Genomic DNA, 23,318 nt, shown 5'->3' with positions numbered 1-23,318 from the left:
TGACTAATACCAGGTTGCGGTGAGTGGAACTCATCGCAACCTGGTTGGCGCGTTGAGCGCCCGCGCGCCCATGCGCGCGTGAGCCAAGCCGCCGGATGGCGGCGCCCGGCGCGTGAGGGCTGCATGGATCAGGGCCGGAGGTTCTGATCCATGCAAATACGTATAAGGGGGCGGCGGCCGGCGGGCTGCCGCCCCTTTTTCTTTGCCGACGTGGCACAGGCCCCCTTATGATTCCCGCCACCGGATAGGCGGCAATGGGGGAATGTCGGCGTGGGGCGCATATTGGGCAATATCCTGTCGGCTTTCCTGATCCTGCTTTGCCTGACCGCGACACCGGCCGGGGCGGCGGGGGTTCTTCACCGCGGCAACGGGGCGGAACCGGAGACGCTGGATCCGCACAAATCCACAGGCGAGAGCGAAAGCTGGATCCAGTACGACCTGTTCGAAGGGCTGGTGACGGCCGACGCCCATGGCCGCGTCGTCCCCGGTGCCGCCGAACGCTGGGAGATCAGCGAGGATCGGCTGGTCTATACCTTTCATCTGCGGCCCAATGGCAAATGGTCGGACGGCACGCGGGTCACGGCCGGGGATTTCGTCTTCTCCTGGCGGCGCCTGCTCTCCCCGGCCCTGGGGTCGCGTTATGCCTTCTTCCTGTGGCCGGTGAAGAATGCCGAGGCATTGTCCAAGGGGACCGCGGCGCCGGACACCCTGGGCGTGGAAGCGGTGGACGACCTGACCCTGCGTGTCACCCTCGCGGCCCCCACCTCCTACTTCCTGGCGGCCCTGCAGCATCCCTGCACCTATGCCCTGTCCCAGGCCAATGTGAAGCGGCAGGGGGAAGATTTCATGCGCCCCGGCAAGCTGGTCTCCAACGGCGCCTATATGCTGGCCGAGGCGGTGCCGCAGGGACATATCAAGCTGGTGCGCAACCCGCATTTCCATGCTGCTGCCAGCGTGGCCCTGGACGCGGTCTATTACTATCCCACGGAAAACCGCGATGCGGAGATGAAGCGGTTCCGGGCAGGGGAACTGGACATCACCTATGACCTGCCCGACGGCCAGATCGGCTGGGTCCGTCAGAACATGCCGGGCGACCTGCGGCTGGCGCCGTTCTTCTCCACCTACTGGTTCGCCTACAATCTGCGCAACGAGCCCTGGAAATCCAGCCCCGAGCTGCGCCTGGCCCTGTCCATGGCCATCGACCGGCAGTTGATCGTCGACAAGATCACCCAGGCTGGCGAGATCCCCGCCTATGCCATCACCCCGCCCGGGACGGAGAATTACAACGCCCCCCTGCCCGACTGGGCCCGCCTGACCCAGGCCCAGCGCGACGCCAAGGCGCGGGAGCTGCTGGCCAAGGCCGGTTACGGACCCGGCGGCAAGGTGCTGGAGGTGGAAATCCTCTACAACACGTCGGAGAATCACCGGAAGATCGCCATCGCCATGGACAGCATGTGGCGCCAGAAGCTGGGCGTGCGCACCAAGCTGGTGAACATGGAATGGAAGGTGCTGCTGCAATATCGGGCCGACGGGAAGTTCCGCGACATCGTGCGCGGCGGCTGGATCGGCGATTACAACGACGCCTATGCCTTCCTGTCCCTGTTCATGTCAGATGTGAAGGGCCAGAACCATGCCGGCTATGCCAATCCCGACTATGACCGGCTGGTCCGCGCCGCCGCGTCGGAGATCGACCCGGTCGCACGGCGGCAATTGATGGAACGGGCCGAAGCCATGCTGCTGGCCGACGCCCCCGTCATCCCCATCTACACCTATGTCACCACCCATCTGGTGGCCAGTCGCGTCGGCGGCTGGCAGGACAATATCCGCAACCTGCATCTGTCGCGCTATCTGACGGTGACACGGTAAGGCAGGGGCTGGTGTAGAGGTTTTCATGAACAGGCGTCGGTCGTGACGGAGGCAAATGCCAGATTGACCCCGTAAATTCCCGCCCTGACGGCAACAATATTCAATGCCAGGGCCAATGCCTGAAGAGAGGAAACGCCATACATTTTATGATCAATGTTAATTCCATCTGAAATGACCCTGTACCGGCACGTCCAGGTCAACGGATCATTTTCAAGCTTCTCGGGCTTATAGAGCATGAACTCGAAGTTCTGTCCGCCCGCGTTGACCGCATTGTCCTGTGCGATGACCATCGACATGTGCTCCGTCCCCCCATTCCCGGCGCCAAGACCAAGCGTGGGAAGATTGGCTCACAGCGCCTTCGATTTGGCCAGACCCTAATCACCCCTTCCGGCGTCGCCATGGTCTCCCTTGAAAGCCCGCCCGCGGGAGCGATGTCACTGGCACCGAAGGAGAGCGCCATGCATTGCCCTGACTGCAAGAAGATCAAGACCCTGATCCATGCCGACAACCGGCTTCTGCTGTCCACGCCGACGGTGCGGACAAGAGAGAAGCTGGCGGGACTGGCGGACCGGCGGGGGCTGGTGCTGACGCAAGTGGATGATCCCGACTGTCTGGACATCCGCCTGCCATCCGACCGGATGGGCATCTTCGTGACAGAGGCCAACGGTCTGCTGTCGCAGGAGGAGATGGAACATACGCGCGCCCTGCTGCTGGATGCCGGCCGCACGCCCAGCCTGTCGGACTGGATGGGCACGCGCACGCTGCGCTGGCTGGTGGCGGCGGTGAAGGGGCAATGGCTGGTGGGGATGCTGGAGCGCGACCGGCTGTTTTCCATGCTGCAACCCATCTGCCGGCCCGATGGCAGCGTCTTCGGTTACGAGGCGCTGTTGCGCGGGCGGGAGGAGAATGGCGACATTGTCGCCGCCGGTGCGCTGCTGTCGGTGGCGGCGGAGACGCAGTTGCTGTTCACCGTCGATCTGGTGGCGCGGCGGGAGGCGATCCGCGCCATGGCCGCGCGGCGCGCACCCGACGCAAGGCTGTTCGTCAATTTCAACCCGTCCAGCATCTATGACCCGTCCTACTGCCTGCGCACGACCCATTCCTTCGTGCAGGAAATGGGCCTGACCCCGGCCAATATCGTGTTCGAGGTGACGGAGACGGCGGAGGTCAAGGATCAGGCGCATCTGCGCGGCATCCTGGCCTTTTACCGGCAGGCCGGGTTCCGCGTGGCGCTGGACGATATCGGTGCCGGCTTTTCCGGGCTGAACATGCTGCAGGAACTGCGCCCGGACTATGTGAAGATCGACATGGCCCTGATCCGCAATGTCGATGCCGATCCCTACAAGCAATCCATCGTCCGCCACCTGGTCGGCATTGCCCGCGACACGGGCTGTCAGGTGGTGGCGGAAGGGATCGAAACGCCGGCCGAACTGGACTGGGTCCGCGCGGCCGGCGTCCATCTGGTGCAGGGCTATCTGCTGGGCCGGCCGGCGCTGGCGGCGTGAGTCCGGGACCGGTCAGAACATCATTTCCAGCACGCGGTCGCGCGGCTGATGCCCGTCGACGAAGGTCTTGATGTTGACGATCACCTTCTCGCCCATGTCGACACGGCCTTCCAGCGTCGCCGAGCCCATGTGCGGCAGCAGCACGACATTATCCAGCTTCAACAGCTTGGGATCGACATTGGGCTCGTCCTCGTACACGTCCAGGCCGGCGGCCCCGATCTCGCGGCGTTGCAGCATGCGGGCCAGCGTCGCCTCGTCCACCACCTGCCCGCGGCTGATATTGACCAGGATGGCGGTGGGCTTCAGCAAGGCGAGACGGCGCGCGTTCAGCAGGTGATATGTCGCCGGCGTGCGCGGGCAGGTGATGGCGACGATGTCCATGCGGGCCAGCATCTGGTCCAGGCTTTCCCAATAGGCCGCATCCAGTTCCGCCTCCACCTCCGGATGGACGGGCTTGCGGTTATGGTAATGGATGGACAGGCCGAAGGCCTTGGCGCGACGGGCCACCGCCTGGCCGATCCGGCCCATGCCGATGATGCCCAGCCGCTTGCCCGCCATGCGCGATCCCAGCATGATCGTCGGCGCCCAGCCCTTCCATTGCCCTGCGCGCACCAGCCGCTCGCCCTCCGACAGGCGGCGTGCGGTCGCCAGGATCAGGGCCATGGTCATGTCGGCCGTGTCTTCAGTCAGCACGCCCGGCGTGTTGGTGACAATGATGCCCTTGGCCCGGGCCACGCGCAGATCGATATGGTCGACGCCATTGCCGAAATTGGCGATCAGCTTCAACTGCGGCCCGGCCTGGTTCAACAGCGCCTCGTCGATCGTGTCGGTGACGGTGGGCACCAGCACGTCGGCATTCTTCACCGCCTCTTCCAGCTCCGCCCGGGTCATCGGGTGGTCGTCCAGGTTGAGGCGCGTCGTGAACAGCTCCATCATCCGGGTCTCGATCACGTCGGGCAGCTTGCGCGTGACGATCACCAGGGGCTTCTTGCGTTCGGCCATTTACCGTTCCTCCCATGGACTGGACGGAATTAGCAGTAATGGCCGGGGCCTGAATTGTCCATGCCAAGCGCGCCCGACAAGCTGTCGCGGCTGAACGCACGGCTGATGCTTGACCCGGCCATCGGCGGTACGGCACAAAGGGTCTGTTAACGATCCGGCGCGCTGTTGCGCCGTTGGGACTCGGGGCTGGGCGTTGCGGTTTTCACGGGCGAACAAGGTGCGCAGGACAGGGATCGCGGCCAGCGGCCGCCTGCTGTTCTGCTGCCTGCTGTCCGCATCCGCCCTGCTGACCCCGGCCACGGGCCTGGGTCAGGAAACGGACCCGCGATCGGACATGATCGTGCGCAGCGGCCTGCCGGTTCCGCGCTTTGTCTCCCTGCGGTCAGCGGAAGTGAATATCCGCACCGGCCCCGGCCGTTCCTACCCCATCGAATGGGTGTTCGTGCGGCCCGGCATGCCGGTGGAGATCACGGCGGAATTCGATACCTGGCGCCGCATCCGCGATGTGGAGGGCACGCAGGGCTGGGTGCACCAATCCATGCTGTCGGGCCGCCGCACCCTGGTCATCACCGGGGAGCTGCGCACCATCCGCGAACGGCCCAGCGCGTCCGCCGCCGCCGTGGCCCAGGCCGAACCCGGCGTCATGGGCCGCCTTGTCTCCTGCAAGGGCGAATGGTGCGAGGTGGAGGTCCAGGGCTATCATGGCTGGCTGGAACGCACCGGCTTCTGGGGCGTCTATCCCAAGGAGGAGGTGGAGGACTGACGTCCCCCACCTGGACTCGCCCGAATTTTTTTGCATGCCACTGTCGGCAGTCGCCCTGTCATCACCGTTCCTTGATCATCGGGTTGCGGCCCAGGACCAAGGCAATGGAGGAAGCGATGCGCGTGATGGTGATCGTCAAGGGCACGGTGGACAGCGAAAAGGGCCTGCTGCCCGACCCGCAATTGTTCGAAGCCATGGGCAGGTTCAACGCGGAACTGATGGCGGCCGGCATCATGCAGTCGGGCGACGGGCTGAAACCGTCATCCCTGGGCAAGCGCGTGCATTTCGATGGAACCGCGCGCCGCGTCAGCGACGGCCCCTTCGGCCCGCCCGGCGAACTGGTGGCCGGCTTCTGGATCTGGCAGGTGAAGGACATGGAAGAGGCGGTGGCCTGGGTGAAGCGCTGCCCCAACCCCATGCCCGGCCCCAGCGACATTGAAATCCGCCCCTTCTATGAAGAAGCGGATTTCGCCAGTCTGGTCGACGGGTGACGGCGCGGGGCGCCCGGACCGATCCTATCGCGGCAGGACGACGGTGAAGCGGGCGCCCGTCACGGTCCCGTCCGCCGCCTTCATATTCTCGGCGAAGATGCGGCCCTGATGGGCCTCGATGATCTGCTTGGAGATGGACAGGCCCAGGCCGGAATGTTTGCCGAAGGCTTCCGATTTCGGCCGTTCGCTGTAGAACCGGTCGAAGATGGCGTCCAGCTTGCCTTCCGGGATACCCGGCCCCTGATCCTCGCAGGTGATCTCCACCCGGTCGGCGAAGGATCTGGCCTTGAACCGCACCACCCCGCCCGCGGGGGAAAAGGACAGGGCGTTCGACAGCAGGTTCTGGAACACCTGGGTCAGGCGGCCTTCCAGGCCCGGCACGATCAGGCCGGTCCTGGTCAGGGGCAGTTCCACCTCCACCCGCACGGGCGGCGGCACATCGGCCAGATCCGCACCGGCCGACGCGGCCGCTTCGCGCAGGGCCTCTTCATTACCCAGGGTGGCGTCATGAATATTGGCCAGCATGGTCAGCATCTGGCCCACATCGGCCGGCTCCGTGCGGGCGCGCGACAGTTCGGCGTCCAGACGGCTGGCATTGGAAATGTCGCTGATCAGCCGGTCCAGCCGCTGCACATCATGGTGGATGATGGACAGCAGCCGCTGGCGCTGCTCGTCCGTCTTTACCCGCTGCACCGTCTCCACGGCGCTGCGCATGCTGGTCAGCGGGTTCTTGATCTCATGCGCCACGTCGGCCGCGAACCGTTCGATGGCGTCCATGCGGTTCCAGATGGCGGCCGTCATTTCCCGCAGACTGTCCGACAGGTCTCCTACCTCGTCCCGGCGGCGGGAGAAATCCGGAATGGTGACCTGTCGCCCATGACCATGACGTACCTCGTCGGCGGCATTGGCCAGCTTGCGGATGGGCCGGGCGATGGTGCCCGCCAGATAGAAGGACAGCAGCACCGTCACGCCCAGGGTGATGGCGAACAGGCGCAATATATCCATGCGGAACTGGCGCACGGCCACATCGACGGCAGTGCCGGAGCGGGAGATATAGACGGCCCCCAGCACCTTCTTGTAGCGCTGCACGGGCACGGCCACGGTCAGCACCATGTCGGTGCGCCCGTCGGCCCGGCCGATCCGCCAGACATTGCGGCCTAGCTCACCCGCCAGGGCCTTCATCACATCGGGATAATTCTCCGCCGTCGGGTCCTTTTCGCTGGGATAGGCGGGCAGATGTTCCCGCTCCGGCACGGCATTGACGATATAGTCATAGATGGCGATGCCGATCTCGGTCAGACGGTTGCCGTCGCGCAGCGGCGGCAGTTCCTCGATCTGCACCACGCCCTTGGCCCCGCCCAGCACGCGGCTGTCGGCGATCAGTTCGCCATTGGGGGCGAACAGGCGGGTGCGGGTGTCGGTGGTCTCCACCAGGCGCCGCACCATCTGCCGGGCCAGTTCATAGGAAAGCTGGCTGGCGGGTTCGTTGAACTCGTCCGTGGCCGGCTGCATGGCGCCTTCGCCCAGCGCACCGGCGAAAATCCGCGCCTCTGTCGTCAGTGCCGACAGTTCCTTGTCAATCAGCCATTGCTGATAGGTGGACAGGTACAGCAACCCGCCCAGCAGGATGGCCAGCGCCAGCATGTTGACAGCCAGGATGCGCAGCGTCAGCGGCGAGAAATGCCGGACGCGGCGCCGGACAGCGGCGCCCTCGGCCGCATTACCAGCCGGATCGCGAAACGGACGCTTCACCGCACCCTAACTCCCTGTGAAACCGGCTTCCATTGGCCTGGAAGCCGGAGGCCGCCGACCGGCGGCCCGCGCCTCTTGGCGCGTAAGCCCAAGCCACCGGATGGTGGCGCCCGGCGCCTGAGGGAACATCACTCTTTGTACTTGTAACCCACACCATACAGCGTTTCGATCTGCTGGAAGTCGTCGTCCACGGCCTTGAACTTCTTGCGCAGGCGCTTGATGTGGCTGTCGATGGTGCGGTCATCGACATAGATATGCTCGCCATAGGCGGCATCCATCAGCTGGTCGCGGTTCTTCACATGGCCAGGGCGGACGGCCAGCGCCTTGACCAGCAGGAATTCCGTGACCGTCAGGTCGATCTCCTGGCCCTTCCAGGTGCAGAGATGGCGGGCACCGTCCAGCACCAGCTCGCCGCGCACCAGGGTCTGGCCCGGATCTGGCGCCGTGCCCTTGCCCTGGGCCAGTTCGGTACGGCGCAGCAGGGTCTTGATGCGTTCGATCAGCAGGCGCTGGCTGAACGGCTTCTTGATGTAATCATCGGCCCCCATGCGCAGGCCCTGCAGCTCGTCCGTCTCATCATCCTTGGAGGTCAGGAAGATGATGGGCATCTGCGTGGTCTGGCGCAGGCGCTGCAGCAGTTCCAGCCCGTCCATGCGCGGCATCTTGATATCCAGCACGGCCATGTCGACGGGCCGGGTGCTGATGCCGCGCAGGGCTTCGTCCCCGTCGCCATAGGTGCGGACCTCGTACCCTTCGGCTTCCAGCGCGATGGACACGGACGTCAGGATGTTGCGGTCGTCATCGACCAGGGCGATCACTTGGGCCACGCTGCTTCTCCAACCTGTGCCGGTCCACCGGGGGAGTACCCCCGAAAGACCGGGTTTGCCAAATCCAGCTTAACTTTCAATATGTCATCAATGCGGCGCGGGGAAGAGCCGATAAGATATAGAACCGATGGCAAGGCCGGATCCATGACAGCAATCAGGGAAGATCAAGAGTTGGAGACAGCCGACCTGGGCCGCGAAGCCCGTGCCCTGATGCGGGCGTCGGGTCAGGCGACATTGGCCACGCTGACCCGGCCGGGGGTGGAGGGCGGCCTGGAGGGATGGCCCAGCCCGTCGCTGGTGCTGGTCGGGTTCGACCTGGACGCCACGCCCCTGCTGCTGATCTCCCGTCTGGCCGAACATACCCGCAATCTGGAAGCGGACCCGCGTTGCGGCCTGCTGTTCGACGGGACGGAGGGGCATGCCGACCGGTTGACGGGGCCGCGCCTGTCGGTGCAGGGCCGCGCAGAAAGGGCGGGCGATGCGCGGTTGACGGAACGGTTCATCGCCCGCCACCCGTCGGCCAACGCCTATGCCGGTTTCCGCGATTTCGCCCTGTGGCGGGTGACGCCGCTGCGCGGGCATCTGGTGGCCGGATTCGGCCGCATCCACCATCTGGCGGCCGACGCGCTGACCCTGCCGCCTGTCGACTGGATGGACCTGTCGGCGCGGGAAGCGGATATTGTCGGCCATATGAACCAGGATCATGCCGACGCCGTGGCCCTCTACGCCACGCGCCTGCTGGGTCAGCCAGCCGGAGACTGGCGCCTGACGGGGATCGATCCGGAAGGATGCGACCTGCGTGCCGGCCAGGAAACGGCCCGCCTGCCCTTTGCCACCCTGGTACGCGACGCCAAGGCGGCACGGGCCGAACTTGTACGTCTGGTTGCAAAGGCTCGGGACCCAGACCCCGACAAGTAGACATAAAAGTCATATACCTTTGCCTGTTTCTGCGATAGTTTCCTTTGGCAACACTCTATCGGAGGATGTCATGGGACCCGGTTGCTTCCACGCGCGCGCACCTGAAATCCGCAACAATCTGGCCCCCATCGCCGCCCTGCCGCCCGATATTCTGGAACAGAACGCGCAGCAGGCGATGGGTGCGGCGGCGGCCGGTTCCTTCATCGGACATCTGGTGGAGGAGGCGGCCGAGGGGCTGGCCAGGCTGTTGGGCTTTGATCCGGCCTATCTGTTCCATGGCGGCACCATCCGCACCCTGGCGGATTTCGGTGCGGTGGCCGACGCGATGCTGGTCAAGGGCCAGCAGATCATCGGCCTGGGCAGTCTGGCGGACATGCGCAAGCTGGCGCCCCATGGCACGAAGGAGATCGACCTGAAGGGCCGCACCCTGCTGCCCGGCTTCGTCGATCCGCACATGCATATCGTGGCCAGTGCTGCGGAGATGGGCTTCATCGATCTGTCGCCCCCGGCCACCGGCACTTATGACATCCTTTATGTCGAGCATCTGCTGCACGAAGCGCTGAAGAAGGCGCCGGGCAAGGATACGCTGATCCTGGGCGCCGGTATCGATCCGTCGCAGATGGCGGAATGGGTCAACCCCACCATCGAATGGTTCGACGCGCTGTTCGGCACCGACAAGGCGGAAAAGCAGAACCCCATCGTTCTGGCTGCCGGGTCCGGCCATATCAGCTTCCTGAACCGCCGGGCCATGCAGATGGCCGGCATCGACCTAGCCTATCCGCCGCCTGTCTTCGGCGGCAAGGTCGCCACCTTCCTGGACGGCCCGGCAAAGGGCACGGCATCAGGCATCCTGGTGGAAACCCCGGCCCAGCGGTTGACGGGCAATGTGCTGAAAAAATCGCCGGGCACGCTGGTCTGGGAATTCGCGTCCCTGGCCGGCAACCTGAAAAAGCTGTTCCATATGGCGGTCGCCAACGGCAACACCATGCTGAACGATGCCGCCACGGGCATTGCGGTGGGCGTGCAGGCCGAGCGTGTGATCCTGGACGCAGCCATGATGGCCTTCGGCCATCCCGTGCGTCTGGCCAGTGCCGCCTATATCGATGAATGGGCCTTTCCGGGCAGTGCGGAGGTGCTGACCGACAGCGGCCCCGATGTCAGCAACCCGATGTTCCTGAAACAGGCGGTGAAGCTGTTCGCCGACGGGTCGAACCAGGGCGTGACCGGCCTGCTGCGCGAACCCTATACGGCCTGGGGTCAGGAACGGACGCGTCAGCAATATATGGGCACCGACACGCGCGGCAACATGGACATCAATCCGCAGACCCTGACCCAGACGCTGGCCGCGGCCCAGCGCCGGGGCTGGCAGGTGATGATCCATGCCAATGGCGACGGGGCCATCGACAATGTCCTGGCCAGCTTCATGGAGGTGGACCAGCAGGGGCTGCTGCGGCGTGACCTGCGCAACCGCATCGAACATTGCTCCATCCTGCATGATCAGCAGATCGCCGACATGGCGGCGCTGAAGCTGGTGCCCTCCTTCCTGATCGAACATGTGACCAAGTGGGGGCCGGTGCTGAAGAAGCTGCTGGGCGAAGACCGGGTACAGCTTCTGGACCGCTGCAAGTCAGCCTATGATGCCGGCCTGCCCTTCTCCCTGCACAGCGATTACGGCGTCAGCCCCCTGACCCCGCTGAAGCGCGTGCAGGATGCGGTGACCCGCCTGACCGAAGGGGCCGAAGGCGGCTGGGTACTGAACCCGGCCGAATGCGTGTCCATCGAACTGGCCCTGATGGCCCAGACCCGGTTCGCCGCCTGGCAATGCCATGCCGACGCCTATGTCGGTACGCTGGAGGTCGGCAAGATGGCGGATCTGGTCATCCTGGATGGTGATCCCGTCGCCTATGCCAACAATGGCAGGGCGGGGCAGATCGCCGGCATCAAGGTGCAGGAGACCTGGGTGAACGGGCGGCAGGTGTACAAAGCCTGATACCGGTTGCTGTCCGTTTCCGGACGCTGACTGTCCGGAAGCGGACAGCAGGGGGGATGTGACGGCCGACGCCACGGCAGCTTCCCGGGGCTTTCCGGCTGGCATGGCGGATGCTTTGACGGCGGCATCCGTCACCGGCAAAGGTCCACGCCCCCATGCTTGCCCGTCGCCTTCGTCCGGTCGCCCTGCTGTTGCTGGCGACCACCGGTCTGCTGTCCGGCCCCGTGCAGGCCGACCAGGTGGATGATTATGTCCAGGGCTTCATGCAGCGCACCCATATACCGGGCGTGGCAGTGGCCGTGGTGCGCAACGGCAAGCTGGAAAAGCTGGCGACCTATGGCGACGCCGATGCCTTTACCCATACCCGCCTGACCCCTGACCACACGTTCCAGATCGCATCGGCCACCAAGATGCTGACGGGCGTGGCCCTGATGCGCATGGAACGGGCCGGGCTGCTGTCGCTGGACGACAATCTGCGCCTGCATTTTCCGCAAGCCCCGGAAAGCTGGTCGCGCATCACCCTGCGCCAGTTGGCCACCCATTCGTCGGGCCTGCCTGACCGGCTGGGCCTGAGCCCCGATGCCAGCACAGCTGACATCGTGGCCGCCGCCCAGAAGGCGCCGCTGGATTATGAACCGGGCAGCCGCTCGCGCTATGGCTTCACCGATTTCGTCGTGCTGCAGGCCGTGATCGAAAACAAGGCGGGCCAGCCCTTCCCGGCCGCCCTGCGCACCTGGGGGCTGGCCCCGCTGGGCATGACGTCCAGCGGCTTTCCGACAGAAAAACCAGCCCCCTGGAAGGATGCGGCCGCCACCACCCATGTCTTCAGGGATGGCCAGCAGATCCGGGATGATTTCGGCTACACGCCCGCCGGCTATTCCGCGGGCGGGCTGTTGACCAGCATCAACGACATGGCCCGCTTCGCCCGGGCCATTGACCAGGGCACAGCCCTGCCGGCCGCGGACTGGGCCGCCCTGTGGGAGGTACGGCCGTTCAGCGATGGCGCGCCCGGCGATTTCGGCATCGGCTGGACCCGGCATGATTACCGGGGCCATGTCGCTGTGGGGCACAGCGGCGGCCCGGCCCTGGCCGATCTGTTGCGCTTCCCGGAAGAGAAGCTGACCATCGTGGCCCTGACCAATCAGCGCTGGCTGTACCCACTGCTGGCGGAAGGCATCGCCGATTTCTATGTCACTGACGCCAGCCGTTTCATCCCGGATGACCGGCCGGAGATGACGCAGCGCCTGCGCCACGCGCTGGATAGCGCCGCGGCCGGGGCCTTGGACAAGGACGGCTTCACCGATCAGGCCGGCGGCATGATGCAGGGCTTCTTCCAGGATTTCGGCAGCGCCCTGCTGACCGGGGCCGGTCCCGTGACCGGCCTCCGCCTGATGGAACAGCTGCGCACGCCCGACGGCCGGCATCTGCGCCGCTACCGCGTGGATTTCCAATACCGGTCGATGGTCTGGCTGTTCGGCCTGGATGTGGCCGGCAAGGTCGACCTGATGCGCCCAGCCAGCGACAACACGCCCCTTGAACAACCAAGGTGACGCCGCGACAGTCAGCGTCACCGCGCCGCTGCCTGTCGGTTCTCTCCTCCTTGGCTTTGGATGGATCTGGGTATATATTCCTTGCGGTTGGCCGCGCCGCGCCGCAACCCCATCTGCAACACACCCCTTCGTCATGTTGCATCATGTTGCAGTTGCGATGGCCAGTTCTCCTGCCCGGACCTCCAAATGCCCTTCCTCCGAATGCTGCTGCTTGCCTTTGGTCTTCTCGCCCTGACGGGGCCGGCCCTGGCGGATCGGCCACCATCATCCTGCCAGTCGCCGGAGGAAACGGAGACGGCTAAGGCCCTGGCGCGAGAGGGCATTGCCGAGCCGACACTGGCCCTGACCGGCGTGGGCCAGTCCGCCGCCGCCAAGGGCGGGGAATGGCTGGTTGTGGGCTGGCGTCCCTGTCTGGCCCCGGAACAGGAGCCGGAAGGCGGGGTTTCCACAATCATCAAGCTGTACCACCGCGCCGACAAGGCCCGGCCCAAGCCCGTTGCCGCCATCACCCTGCCGTCGGAACTGGCTTATGTCAGCCCGTCGGAGGACCCGGTGGTGGAAACCGCCTTCGGTCCCCTGCTGCTGATCGAGGCGGCGACGGGCGGCAATTGCATGGGCTGTGAAAAGCTGCTGCCGCTGCGGCTGGACGGCGACAAACTGTTGCCGGTGGAACCCCAGGACAACCGGATCGCCCTGCGCGAGGTGACGGCATCCGATCCCGACCTGATCATCACCGGCTTTCTGAACACCTTCGAAAGCTATGGCCCGCTCTGCCATGCCTGCTCGCCTTCCACCACCATCCATCTGAAACTGGAAAAGGGCGGACGGCTGACGGAGGCGTGTGACCGGTCGAAGGATGATTACGCCAGCGACGCCCTGGCCGCGAAGGATGAACTGGCAGCCCTGGCCGACAGTTCTGCCAAGGGGGCCAGGCCCGACAGTCAGGCCGCGTCGGACCTGTTCTCCGGCGCCATCGCCCGCACATTGGACCGGCTGAATGCGGGGGAAAGTGCGGCGGCCGTGCTGCCCGATTTTCAATCACTCGTAGCGCAGGCCCGGTCGGTGGCGGATGCACAGTTGGCGCGGGAAATCGACCGCGCGGCGCAGGCCCTGGCAGACGAAATGACCGCCGCCGGCAAGGCCGGACGCCTGAACCGCTCCTGCCCCGCCCTGGGCGTGCAGCGTCCCGCCGGCTTTTGACAAAAGACATCGATACCGTGGAGCGGCATGCCCGGCGGCATTGCGACCCTTGCGGCAGGCAGGGGTTGCCACGCCGAAATCGGAACGGTAAGTGTACAAACGCCGTTACATAAAAAGCCCTGTAGCGCCCTTTGGGCCGGTTACAAGGCGGACAGGCCCGGTCAACGGGCGCGGCCCGTGACAAGTCTAGGGAGATACCGAACGTGGAACATACCGGTCCCGTCATCAGCAGCTTCGGTCTGGATTATCTGGGTCTGGCCAATCTGAAGGCCGCTCATTGGAACCTCAGCGTTGGCGCCCTTTATGAGCAGGCGCTGCGCCGTGGCGAGGCGAAGCTGTCCAAGGACGGCGCGCTGGTTGCCATCACCGGCCAGCATACCGGCCGTTCCCCCAACGACAAGTTCACCGTCAAGGAAGAGACGACGGCCCACGACATCTGGTGGGGGCCGAACAAGCCCTTCACGGAAGAGGCGTTCGACCGTCTGCACCATCGCATGACGGCCTTCCTGCAGAGTCGTGAAGTGTTCGTGCAGGATCTCTATGCCGGGGCCGATCTGGCCTACCGCCTGCCGGTGCGCATCGTCACCCAGCATGCCTGGCACAACCTGTTCGCCCAGAACATGTTCATCCGCCCGCCACTGGCCGAACGGATCGATTTCGAACCGGCCTTCACGGTTTTGCAGGCGCCGGACTTCCATGCCGTGCCGGAACGCGACGGCACCCGGTCCGACGTGTTCGTCGTCATCAACTTCAAGAAGAAGCTGGTCCTGATCGGCGGCACCTCCTATGCCGGCGAGATCAAGAAGTCGGTCTTCTCCATCCTGAACTTCCTGCTGCCGGGTCAGGGCGTGCTGCCGATGCACTGCTCCGCCAATATCGGCCGCAACGGCGACACGGCCATCTTCTTCGGCCTGTCGGGCACGGGCAAGACCACCCTGTCCGCCGACAGCAGCCGCACCCTGATCGGCGATGACGAACATGGCTGGTCGGACAATGGCGTCTTCAATTTCGAAGGCGGCTGCTATGCCAAGGTCATCCGCCTGTCGGCGGAGGCCGAGCCGGAGATTTATGAGACGACGCGCCGCTTCGGCACCGTGCTGGAAAATGTCGTCATGGACCCGGTGGCCCGCTCGCTGGACCTGGACGATGCCAGCCTGACGGAAAACACCCGTGCCTCCTACCCGATCGACTTCATCCCCAATGCCAGCGAAACGGGCCGCGGCGGTCAGCCGCTGAACATCATCATGCTGACGGCCGATGCCTTCGGCGTGCTGCCGCCCATTTCCAAGCTGACGGCCGACCAGGCCATGTACCATTTCCTGTCGGGCTACACGGCCCGTGTGGCTGGCACGGAAAAGGGCGTGACCGAGCCGCAGGCCACCTTCAGCACCTGCTTCGGCGCCCCCTTCATGCCCCGCCATCCCACCGTCTATGCCAAACTGCTGGGCGAGAAGATCAAGGCGCATGGGGCCAATTGCTGGCTGGTCAACACGGGCTGGACGGGCGGTTCCTATGGCACGGGCAGCCGCATGAAGATCGGCCATACCCGCTCGCTGGTGAATGCGGCGCTGAACGGCCTGCTGGCCACGGTCCCGCACAAGCCGGAACCGAATTTCGGCCTGGCCGTGCCGGAAGGCTGCGACGGCGTGCCCAACGACGTGCTGTTCCCGCGTAATGCCTGGACCGACAAGAAGGCCTTCGACAGCACCGCCCATGAGGTCGCGCGCCGCTTCGAGGCCAATTTCGTGCAATTCGCCGATCAGGTGGACGAGAAGGTCGTGCGCGCCGGTATCCGTACCGCCGCGTAAAGACACGCCACCATCCCTCCAAGACCGGGGAGGGACGAAGAAGGCCGGGGGATCGCTCCCCCGGCCTTGTTTGTTTCAGGCCTCGTTTCAGGCCTCGCGCCGGCAGCAGTCGGGAACGGAACCAATCTGCCAAAGGCCGATTGGCGGCTGCCAGCCACCAGCCCGCCGCCCGTAGGGACTGGTATGGTGTCAGCCCGTCAGGTCTTCCATGGTCTGACGCACGACGCGCACGATCTCCGACCCGCGCGCATGGGCATCTTCGCCCAGGCTGCTGATGATGACCGACAGTTCCACCTCCGTCGTGGGGGCGTAACGGGCAACCTCGCCCAGCAGGTGATTGCTCATCACCTCCTCGCGGTCGACCCCCAGATTGCGGCCCACCTCCGACCGCCAGCTGTTCAGCGCCTGCTGGATGGCCGTTTCGATCTGGGCCTGTTCTTCCTTGCGGCGCAGGTCGCGGTAATGGACCAGCAACCGCCAGCCGCCCTCGGCGTAGGACGTGTCGATGCGTTCCACCTCCACCGTGCGCAGGAAATTGGCCACGCGCAGCTCATCCTCTTCGGCGGCAGCGTCACGGATGGTGAAGGTGCGAAGCTCAAGATTCATGATGTCGACCTGCCCTGTTGCGACGGCCGGCATCCCCACCCTTGGGATGGGGGAAGCCCGTGACCGACACTATACAAGCGACCGGAGACATCGGCATCTATCTTCCGTATGGGTTTTGCCGGATTGACGATTGGAAACCCGCGCAGGAACCTGTCCCGGAAAGAACAAAGGGCCCCGGCGGTTTCCCGCCGGAGCCCTTCTGATCATGCGCCTGTCAGGCCGGATGCTCAGGCGGCGTCCTTCTTGCCCATCCGGTCGATCAGGTTCTGCCAGCGGCCCAGCGACACGAAGTGGGCATAGACCAGGCCGATCCAGTTGCGCTTGCGCCATTCCAGGAACGTCTCGTCCGGCAGCGCATTGAACTTGGCCTCGTCGATGATGCGGAAGCCGGACAGGGCCAGCTGCTTGCCATCGGGCGTCACCACCTCGGCGCGCTGATCGACCAGCAGGCCCAGCTTCTCCACCTCTTCACAGAACAGCTGGGTCTGGCGGGCCGACTCGTTGAAGGCGACGCAGTAGTTCAGGATCTCTTCGCCTTCCTTGGTGCCCTTGCCGTCCTGGAACAGCGGGATGTCACCGTCGCGGCGCAGAATCTCCTCGTCTTCCTCGACGATCAGGACCAGACGCTTGTCCTCCGGGATTTCCACCAGCAGGAAGGGGTAGCGGCCGACATAGGCCGGGATCTGGTTGCGGTCCGCCCAGCTGCCATCGGCATTCACGAACAGATTCTCACCCGCGCGCAGGCCCAGCAGAGCCATCACGCCGGCGCTGGGGCCCGGGCCGAACACCAGCGGATAATAATTCTGCAGCTGCGGCAGTTCCTCGGCCAGCACGGGAATGGCATGGACCTTGGCGGCGTAGTTGAAGGTGCGGTTGCGCTTGACCTTCAGATCGGCATGCCGCTGCGAGCTGACAGCCATCGGGTTCTTGTACAGCAGCGGCATCTGCGGCGGAGCGTCGGCGTTGGCGACGTCGGTCATGTGATCAGTCCCGGCAATAATAGGCATGGGCGGCCGTCCGCCCGGCGCTAGAGGTGCCCTTCAACTGCCGGAAAGCGTCCGGGCTGTCAATGCCGGTGGCAGGCGACAACGGGCGAGAACCGGCAGGAAAGCAGGCTGAACAGCAAGGAAAAAGGCCAGGTGGCGCGATCCATCACGGGGGCCTGGGGTGTCATGGCGAGTACTCCTAACGGGTGTTGTCATCTGCCACCAGCATCGCCCAATCCAGCCTTGACGTCCAATATCAATCAAATACAGTCGCTGTAACTTAAAGGCACAGCAATATCGCCTTGATCGGAACTTCCATGCGCCGTCTGCCGCCCCTGACCCAACTGCGCGCCTTCGAGGCGGTCGCCCGCCATGAAAGCCTGACGCGCGCGGCCGAGGAGTTGAACGTGGCCCATACCGCCCTGTCGCGGCAGATCCGTGATCTGGAGGCGTGGCTGGGCTGTGCCCTTTTTACCCGCCATAACCGCGGCCTGACGCTGACGGAGGCCGGCAGAGCCTATCGCGATGCGGTCGTGTCGGCCTTTGACATGCTGGAATCATCGACGTCGGCGTTGCGGGCAATCCCGCCCGTGGCGGGAAGGACGCGTCTGATCCTGTCGGTGGAACCGTCCTTCGCCCAGCGTTGGCTGATCCCCCGCCTGGGCGATTTCCGGGCCAGCCATCCGGAAGTGGAGGTGGTGGTGGATGCCACGCGCGTGGCCGCGGATTTCCGCAAGGGCGGCGCCGACCTGGGCATCCGCTACGGCTCCGGTCCCTGGCCGGGATTGGAGGCGCGGCTGCTGTCGGTGGTGGTGAATTTCCCGGTCTGCGCCCCGCAGCTGGTCGCCACCCTGCCTTCCGACCCCGCGCAGCTGCTGGCCGGCGACCTGCTGCTGGAGGAGATGGACATGCCCTGGCACGCATGGTTCCGCGCGGCGGGCGTGGCAGTGACCGCCCCCCTGCGCGGCACCCGCTTCTATGATGCGGGCAATGCCATCGATGCCGCAGCGGCGGGCCAGGGGTTGGCGCTGGGTGATACGATCCTGGCCGCCGATGACGTGGCGGCAGGCCGGCTGGCCCGCCCCTATCCGCACACGGCCATCTACGACGCCTATCACCTGGTGGCGCCAGCCCCGCATTTCCGCCGACCGCCCGTGAAGGCCTTCACCGACTGGGTGACCAGGACGATGACGGCCTTCCAGGCGGAGCGGGGGGATGGTGTCCTTAATCCCGCAACAGGTCGTTGATGCTGGTCTTCGACCGGGTCTGCGCGTCCACCCGCTTGACGATGACGGCGCAGGAAAGCGACGGGCCGGGCGTGCCATCGGGCAGCGGCTTGCCGGGCAGGCTGCCGGGGACGACCACCGAATAGGCCGGAACACGGCCGATGAAGACCTCGCCCGTCGTGCGGTCGATGATCTTGGTGGTAGCGCTGATGAAGACGCCCATGGACAGGACCGCGCCCTGTTCCACGATCACGCCTTCCACCACTTCCGACCGGGCGCCGATGAAGCAGTCATCCTCGATGATGACGGGGCCGGCCTGCAGCGGTTCCAGCACACCGCCGATGCCCACGCCGCCCGACAGATGCACATTCTTGCCGATCTGGGCACAGGAGCCGACCGTGGCCCAGGTATCGACCATCGTGCCCTTGTCCACAAAGGCACCGACATTGACGAAGCTGGGCATCAGCACAACGCCTGGGGCGATATAAGCGCTGCGGCGTACGACGCTGCCGGGCACGGCGCGGAAGCCGGCGGTGCGCCACTGCGCCTCGTCCCAACCGTCGAATTTCGACGGCACCTTGTCCCACCAGGAGGCACCGCCCGGCGCGCCGCTGATCATGGCATTGTCGTTCAGACGGAAGGACAGCAGCACGGCCTTCTTCAGCCACTGGTTCACCACCCAGGCGCCGTCCAGCTTCTCCGCCACGCGGGCATCGCCGGCATCCAGCAGGGACAGGGCGCGGTTGACGGCGTCGCGCACGTCGCCGGTCGTGGAAAAGCCAAGGTCGGCACGGTCTTCCCAGGCCTGGTCGATGATGCGGGCGAGATCGGCGTGGCTGCTCATGACGGCGTTCCTGTCACAGGGTTGTGAAGATCGGCCGCGAGAGTGGGCAGGTGCCGGCGGCCTGTCAACGCGACAGCCCGCAGAGCGCCCATGTGCTGGAGCAGATTACCGCACGGGTGCTGTCAATCCGGCCAACCAGCTTTCCACCTCATCGATCACATGGTGGACATGGGGGCCGGGATGCTCAGGCTGGGGCTTCACCTCCCCCACCTTCAGGTCGGGACGGGAAAACTCGCTGTCGGTGCGCACCCAGACCGTGGTCATGCCCATGGCGGCCGCCGGCCCCAGATTGCGGTGCAGATCCTCCACCATCACGGCGCGCGATGGTTCCAGCGCAAAGCGCCGCGCCATGACAGCATAGGGGGCCGGGTCGGGCTTGGGCACGTAATCGGCGGCAACGATATCGAAGATGCCGTCGAACTGATCGGCCACGCCCAGTCGGGCCAGCACATTTTCTGCATGGCGCACGGACCCGTTGGTAAAGACCAGCTTGCGCCCGGGCAGCGCGCGCAGTGATGCCGCCAGCACGGGCGACGGCGGAACCGGCGTCACATCGATATCATGCACATAGTCCAGGAATTCGGCCGGATCCATGCCGTGATGGATCATCATGCCGCGCAGCGATGTGCCATGTTCCAGATAATATTGCTTCTGCTTGGCGCGCGCCAACGCTGGGTCCATATCCAGCGCACGGGCGATGAAGTCCGTGATGCGGACATCCACCTGGGCGAACAGGTTGCAACGCGCCGGGTACAGCGTGTTGTCCAGATCGAACACCCAATGGTCGACATGGTCGAACCGGGTGTCACGCGGGGTGGCGCCCATAGGGGCGGGGCGGTGGTGATTGGCCTTGCTCATGCCCCGTAACATGGTCACGACGCCAACTAACCGCAAGCGCAATGGACCGGAACCCCCGTCTGCGTTACCACTGGTGGCCATTAACCCTGATCCGGGAGCGTCCCCGCCTTGTCCGTCCTTTCCGGTTCCGCCCCGTCCACCTGCGAAGACGACGGCCTGTCCGACCTGCTGGAAGGTTGGCCCGGCCCCGCCCTGGCCTTGGACATCAGCGGACAACCGGTTGCGACCAATGAAGTGGCGCGGGCCCTGGCCGCCCGCCATGGCGGCTGGTTGACGGAACTGACGCGCTGGGCTGGTGTCGGCGGCCCCTTGACAGAGCCTTACCGGTCGGTGCCCGTGGAAACCGGCAGCGGGCCGGGCGTGGTCGAATTCACCACAGTGCTGCGCAATGACGGCGGCATCATCTGCCTGGGACGCGACGTCACCCTGGAACGGCGCCTGCGACACGCATTGACCGAGTCGCGGCAGCGCTACAAGGATCTGGTCGACATTTCGTCGGATTTCGCTTGGGAAGTCGGGCCGGATGGACGCTTCGTCTTCGTGTCGGCGGCCGGTGCCATCGGCTATGACCCCGACGATCTGATCGGACGCCACCCCTCGGAATTCGTGCTGAGCGATTTCGCCGACCAGCCCCTGCCCTTCGACACCGGTGTCGCCATCGAACGCACGGAAGTCTGGCTGCGGGCCAAGAACGGGGACTCGGCCTGCCTGATCTCCTCCGCCGTTCCGCTGATCGGTGCCGAGGGTGAATGGATCGGCGCACGCGGTGCCTGCCGCGACATCACCGAAGCGCGGGTGAAGGGCATGGAACTGGCGCAGGTCCGCCTGCGCGAGAAATATCTGGGCTATATCGTCTCCTCCACCCGCGACGACGTGGACCCGGGCAAGACGCTGGAAATTGCGGTGGGCGTAGCCATCAATGCCACCGGGGCCGGCGGGGCCACGCTCTATGCCCGCACGGGCGACGTCTTCTCCGAGGCGGCCCGGCAGGGAATGATGCCGGACGGGCTGCGCCCCTTCATCGCCACCTTCCTGGAACGTGTAGCCGCGCAGCCCGAACCCGCCCTGAATGCCGAGGGGGAATGGCGGCTGCTGGCCAGCCGTACGCTGTTCCGGCACGAGGTGAACGGCGCGGTTCTGGTCTGGCGTGGCGACGGTCAGGAATGGACCGAGGATGACCTGTCCATGGTCCAGGCCATCGCCGATCAGGTGGGCGTGGCCGTGGCGCAGGCACGCTACCAGGAAAGGTTGAAGACCCTGTCGGAGCGCGATGGCCTGACCGGCCTGTACAATCGCCGCACCTTCATGGAGATGTTGGAGCAGCGGCTGGACAAGCAAACGGGCGGCGGGTCCGCCCTGCTTTATTTCGATCTCGACAATTTCAAGGCCGTCAACGACAAGTTGGGACATGGCGCCGGTGACGATGTGCTGCGCGCCGTGGGTGAATTGTTGGGCCGCCTGGCCCGCGCTGCCGATCTGGCGGGGCGCCTGGGCGGCGACGAGTTCGTGCTGTGGGTCGACCGTGTCGATGAACCCCAGGCGCTGGCGGTTGCGGACCGTCTGCTGCGCGAAGCGGCGGAATTCCTGCGGCCGCTGTCCGCCACGCCCGACAAGCCGCTGGGCGTGTCCGTGGGCGTCGCGGTCTATCGCGGCGGGTCGGGAGAAACGGCCCAGGGGCTGGTCGACCGGGGTGACCAGGGTATGTATGCTGCCAAGCGCATGGGCAAGGGGTACCGGTCCCTGGCGCCCGCCTTTGCGCCAGAGCCGCAGCAGGCTACATGAGATGAAGATGACGGCTGCCCCTGTGGTGGCCGGTGGTGATGGATCGTTGTTGCGGGTCGTGTGCTGATGTCTGGTTCGTCCAACCCCCTGGATTACGATACGGCGAAGAAGCTGGCCGCCAGCCAGGACATGGGTGACCGGCGGCTGGTGGCCAGCCGTGCCGACACCCAGCCGGAAATCCTGTTCTTTCTGGCCAATGATGCCGCCGCCGAGGTGCGTCGCGAGATCGCCCGCAACGACGCCACGCCGCGGCAGGCCGACCTGTTGCTGTGTGGCGACCCGGACGACGAGGTGCGCAGCGGTCTGGCATCCAAGATCGCCCGTCTGGTGCCGACCCTGACCGCAGACCGGGTTGGCCAGCTGGAGCGCATGACGCTGGACATCGTGGAGGCACTGGCCCGCGACCAGGCCACCGCCGTCCGCCGCGCCGTGGCCGAGGTGCTGAAGGACAGCGCCGGTGCGCCGCCGCAATTGATCCAGCAGCTGGCCCGCGACCTGGAATTGTCGGTCAGCGGACCCGTGCTGCGCCACTCGCCGCTGCTGACCGATGATGATCTGCTGTCGATCATCGGCAGCCAGCCCATGGATGGAAAGCTGGTCGCCATTGCCGAGCGTGCCGGCCTGTCCGGTTCCGTTTCCGAGGCTGTGGCCCGTACCCAGAGCGAAGCCGCCGTGGCCGCCCTGCTGGGCAACGGATCGGCACAGATCCGCGAGGAGACGCTGGACCGCATCATCGACATGGCCCCCAGGCATGAGCCGTGGCACGGCCCCCTGGTCCGCCGCCCGTCGCTTCCGCCCAAGGCCGCGGCCCGCATCGCCGGTTTTGTCAGCGACCAGTTGCTGAAGGTGCTGGAAAGCCGGGTCGACCTGCCGGCCGATGTGCGCAATGCCGTGCGCAACGCCATACAGCAGCGGGCGAAAACCCATGGAAACGGGCGCGGTGGGGCCGAACCGCTGGGCCTAGACGATGCCGACGCGGAAGAGGCGCCGAAGGAACGTCCCATGGACCGGGCGCGCAAGGCACATGCCGCCGGCAAGCTGGACGAAGAAATGATCGCCAGCGCGCTGACCCAGGGTGATCGTGGCTTCGTGCTGGCTGCCCTGGCCGTGCGCGCCACCATACCCCTGGACGCGGTGGACAAGATCATTGGCGGACAAAGCGCACGCGGCGTCACCGCCCTGTGCTGGAAGGCCAAGATTTCCATGCGCCTGTGCCGCCAGGTGCAATTGCGGGTCGCCAATATCCCGCCCAGTTCAGTGCTGAATGCGCGGGAGGGTACGCATTACCCGATGTCGGACAGCGAAATGGCCTGGCAGTTGGAATTTTTCGGACTGAAGGCCTGA

General features: G+C 65.5%; 20 protein-coding genes. 12 read left to right on the top strand and 8 right to left on the bottom strand.

Translation table 11 applies throughout. The features are described 5' to 3' along the window. Positions 1-270 precede the first annotated feature (270 nt). On the top strand, positions 271-1,866 hold the full coding sequence (locus ACODTW_RS22955; protein WP_488948453.1) for a peptide ABC transporter substrate-binding protein: 1,596 nt from the start codon (positions 271-273) through the stop codon (positions 1,864-1,866). Positions 1,867-1,889: 23 nt separating this feature from the next. Here the strand turns inward: ACODTW_RS22955 and ACODTW_RS22950 are convergent, their stop codons facing one another. Next, positions 1,890-2,162 carry a DUF6968 family protein gene (locus ACODTW_RS22950; protein ID WP_488948452.1) on the bottom strand — a complete coding sequence of 91 codons (273 nt, stop codon included), beginning with the start codon at positions 2,160-2,162 and terminating at the stop codon, positions 1,890-1,892. Positions 2,163-2,324: 162 nt separating this feature from the next. Here ACODTW_RS22950 and ACODTW_RS22945 point away from each other — a divergent pair, with 162 nt between their 5' ends. Then, positions 2,325-3,371, top strand: a complete 1,047-nt coding sequence (locus tag ACODTW_RS22945; protein ID WP_488948451.1) for an EAL domain-containing protein — start codon at positions 2,325-2,327, stop codon at positions 3,369-3,371. Positions 3,372-3,383: 12 nt separating this feature from the next. Here the strand turns inward: ACODTW_RS22945 and ACODTW_RS22940 are convergent, their stop codons facing one another. After that, positions 3,384-4,373, bottom strand: a complete 990-nt coding sequence (locus ACODTW_RS22940) for a 2-hydroxyacid dehydrogenase (RefSeq protein ID WP_488948450.1) — start codon at positions 4,371-4,373, stop codon at positions 3,384-3,386. Positions 4,374-4,590: 217 nt separating this feature from the next. On the opposite strand from ACODTW_RS22940, the gene ACODTW_RS22935 reads away from it, so the two are divergent. After that, the gene (locus tag ACODTW_RS22935) at positions 4,591-5,136 is read left to right on the top strand and encodes an SH3 domain-containing protein (protein WP_488948449.1); all 546 of its coding nucleotides are present in this window, start codon (positions 4,591-4,593) and stop codon (positions 5,134-5,136) included. 116 nt (positions 5,137-5,252) lie between these two features. After that, on the top strand, positions 5,253-5,627 hold the full coding sequence (locus ACODTW_RS22930; RefSeq protein ID WP_488948448.1) for a YciI family protein: 375 nt from the start codon (positions 5,253-5,255) through the stop codon (positions 5,625-5,627). Between the two features lie 24 nt (positions 5,628-5,651). On the opposite strand, the gene ACODTW_RS22925 is transcribed toward ACODTW_RS22930, so the two are convergent. Further along, a complete protein-coding gene (locus ACODTW_RS22925) occupies positions 5,652-7,379 on the bottom strand; it encodes a stimulus-sensing domain-containing protein (RefSeq protein ID WP_488948447.1) in 1,728 nt (575 codons plus the stop codon). A gap of 128 nt (positions 7,380-7,507) precedes the next feature. After that, on the bottom strand, positions 7,508-8,206 hold the full coding sequence (locus ACODTW_RS22920; protein ID WP_488948446.1) for a response regulator transcription factor: 699 nt from the start codon (positions 8,204-8,206) through the stop codon (positions 7,508-7,510). Between the two features lie 171 nt (positions 8,207-8,377). Between ACODTW_RS22920 and ACODTW_RS22915 the strand changes: the two genes are divergently transcribed. The 5 genes from ACODTW_RS22915 (at position 8,378) to ACODTW_RS22895 (ending at position 15,672) form a co-directional block, all read left to right on the top strand. After that, the gene (locus tag ACODTW_RS22915; protein WP_488948444.1) at positions 8,378-9,124 is read left to right on the top strand and encodes a HugZ family pyridoxamine 5'-phosphate oxidase; all 747 of its coding nucleotides are present in this window, start codon (positions 8,378-8,380) and stop codon (positions 9,122-9,124) included. Positions 9,125-9,194: 70 nt separating this feature from the next. Next, the gene (locus tag ACODTW_RS22910; RefSeq protein WP_488948442.1) at positions 9,195-11,114 is read left to right on the top strand and encodes an amidohydrolase; all 1,920 of its coding nucleotides are present in this window, start codon (positions 9,195-9,197) and stop codon (positions 11,112-11,114) included. A 155-nt stretch (positions 11,115-11,269) separates the two neighbouring features. Beyond that, positions 11,270-12,664 (top strand): serine hydrolase domain-containing protein, encoded by a 1,395-nt coding sequence (locus tag ACODTW_RS22905; protein ID WP_488948441.1) that lies wholly within the window; start codon positions 11,270-11,272, stop codon positions 12,662-12,664. Positions 12,665-12,850: 186 nt separating this feature from the next. After that, positions 12,851-13,864: a hypothetical protein gene (locus tag ACODTW_RS22900; protein ID WP_488948439.1), complete on the top strand. Its 1,014-nt coding sequence runs from the start codon at positions 12,851-12,853 to the stop codon at positions 13,862-13,864. A gap of 203 nt (positions 13,865-14,067) precedes the next feature. Continuing rightward, on the top strand, positions 14,068-15,672 hold the full coding sequence (locus ACODTW_RS22895; RefSeq protein WP_488948437.1) for a phosphoenolpyruvate carboxykinase: 1,605 nt from the start codon (positions 14,068-14,070) through the stop codon (positions 15,670-15,672). A gap of 189 nt (positions 15,673-15,861) precedes the next feature. On the opposite strand, the gene ACODTW_RS22890 is transcribed toward ACODTW_RS22895, so the two are convergent. Further along, on the bottom strand, positions 15,862-16,278 hold the full coding sequence (locus tag ACODTW_RS22890; protein ID WP_488948435.1) for an HRDC domain-containing protein: 417 nt from the start codon (positions 16,276-16,278) through the stop codon (positions 15,862-15,864). 227 nt (positions 16,279-16,505) lie between these two features. Beyond that, complete coding sequence (locus tag ACODTW_RS22885; RefSeq protein ID WP_488948433.1) at positions 16,506-17,258, bottom strand: SapC family protein; 753 nt, start codon at positions 17,256-17,258, stop codon at positions 16,506-16,508. Between the two features lie 323 nt (positions 17,259-17,581). On the opposite strand from ACODTW_RS22885, the gene gcvA reads away from it, so the two are divergent. Next, on the top strand, positions 17,582-18,511 hold the full coding sequence (gene gcvA / locus ACODTW_RS22880) for a transcriptional regulator GcvA (RefSeq protein WP_488948431.1): 930 nt from the start codon (positions 17,582-17,584) through the stop codon (positions 18,509-18,511). Here the strand turns inward: gcvA and dapD are convergent. Together dapD and ACODTW_RS22870 are read right to left on the bottom strand one after the other, a co-directional pair. Beyond that, positions 18,489-19,334 (bottom strand): 2,3,4,5-tetrahydropyridine-2,6-dicarboxylate N-succinyltransferase, encoded by an 846-nt coding sequence (dapD, locus tag ACODTW_RS22875; protein WP_488948429.1) that lies wholly within the window; start codon positions 19,332-19,334, stop codon positions 18,489-18,491. The genes gcvA and dapD overlap by 23 nt on opposite strands. Positions 19,335-19,439: 105 nt before the next feature. Continuing rightward, entirely contained in the window at positions 19,440-20,192 is a 753-nt protein-coding gene (locus tag ACODTW_RS22870) for a pyrimidine 5'-nucleotidase (protein WP_488948427.1), read from the bottom strand. A 108-nt stretch (positions 20,193-20,300) separates the two neighbouring features. On the opposite strand from ACODTW_RS22870, the gene ACODTW_RS22865 reads away from it, so the two are divergent. Both ACODTW_RS22865 and ACODTW_RS22860 read left to right on the top strand, forming a co-directional pair. Continuing rightward, positions 20,301-21,974 carry a sensor domain-containing diguanylate cyclase gene (locus tag ACODTW_RS22865; protein ID WP_488948425.1) on the top strand — a complete coding sequence of 558 codons (1,674 nt, stop codon included), beginning with the start codon at positions 20,301-20,303 and terminating at the stop codon, positions 21,972-21,974. A 66-nt stretch (positions 21,975-22,040) separates the two neighbouring features. Beyond that, positions 22,041-23,318, top strand: coding sequence for a DUF2336 domain-containing protein (locus ACODTW_RS22860; protein WP_488948424.1), 1,278 nt, complete (start codon positions 22,041-22,043; stop codon positions 23,316-23,318).

The sequence above is a fragment of the Niveispirillum sp. FG148 genome, assembly GCF_057809655.1.
This window is presented reverse-complemented; position numbering and strand designations above follow the sequence as displayed.

Bases quoted from the DNA above. Each gene is read 5' to 3' on its own strand.
- ACODTW_RS22950 (WP_488948452.1), bottom strand. From the start codon at position 2,162: ATGTCGATGGTCATCGCACAGGACAATGCGGTCAACGCGGGCGGACAG.
- ACODTW_RS22945 (WP_488948451.1), top strand. From the start codon at position 2,325: ATGCATTGCCCTGACTGCAAGAAGATCAAGACCCTGATCCATGCCGAC.
- ACODTW_RS22940 (WP_488948450.1), bottom strand. From the start codon at position 4,373: ATGGCCGAACGCAAGAAGCCCCTGGTGATCGTCACGCGCAAGCTGCCC.
- ACODTW_RS22930 (WP_488948448.1), top strand. From the start codon at position 5,253: ATGCGCGTGATGGTGATCGTCAAGGGCACGGTGGACAGCGAAAAGGGC.
- ACODTW_RS22910 (WP_488948442.1), top strand. From the start codon at position 9,195: ATGGGACCCGGTTGCTTCCACGCGCGCGCACCTGAAATCCGCAACAAT.
- ACODTW_RS22905 (WP_488948441.1), top strand. From the start codon at position 11,270: ATGCTTGCCCGTCGCCTTCGTCCGGTCGCCCTGCTGTTGCTGGCGACC.
- ACODTW_RS22900 (WP_488948439.1), top strand. From the start codon at position 12,851: ATGCCCTTCCTCCGAATGCTGCTGCTTGCCTTTGGTCTTCTCGCCCTG.
- ACODTW_RS22890 (WP_488948435.1), bottom strand. From the start codon at position 16,278: ATGAATCTTGAGCTTCGCACCTTCACCATCCGTGACGCTGCCGCCGAA.
- ACODTW_RS22885 (WP_488948433.1), bottom strand. From the start codon at position 17,258: ATGACCGACGTCGCCAACGCCGACGCTCCGCCGCAGATGCCGCTGCTG.
- gcvA (WP_488948431.1), top strand. From the start codon at position 17,582: ATGCGCCGTCTGCCGCCCCTGACCCAACTGCGCGCCTTCGAGGCGGTC.
- dapD (WP_488948429.1), bottom strand. From the start codon at position 19,334: ATGAGCAGCCACGCCGATCTCGCCCGCATCATCGACCAGGCCTGGGAA.
- ACODTW_RS22870 (WP_488948427.1), bottom strand. From the start codon at position 20,192: ATGAGCAAGGCCAATCACCACCGCCCCGCCCCTATGGGCGCCACCCCG.
- ACODTW_RS22860 (WP_488948424.1), top strand. From the start codon at position 22,041: ATGTCTGGTTCGTCCAACCCCCTGGATTACGATACGGCGAAGAAGCTG.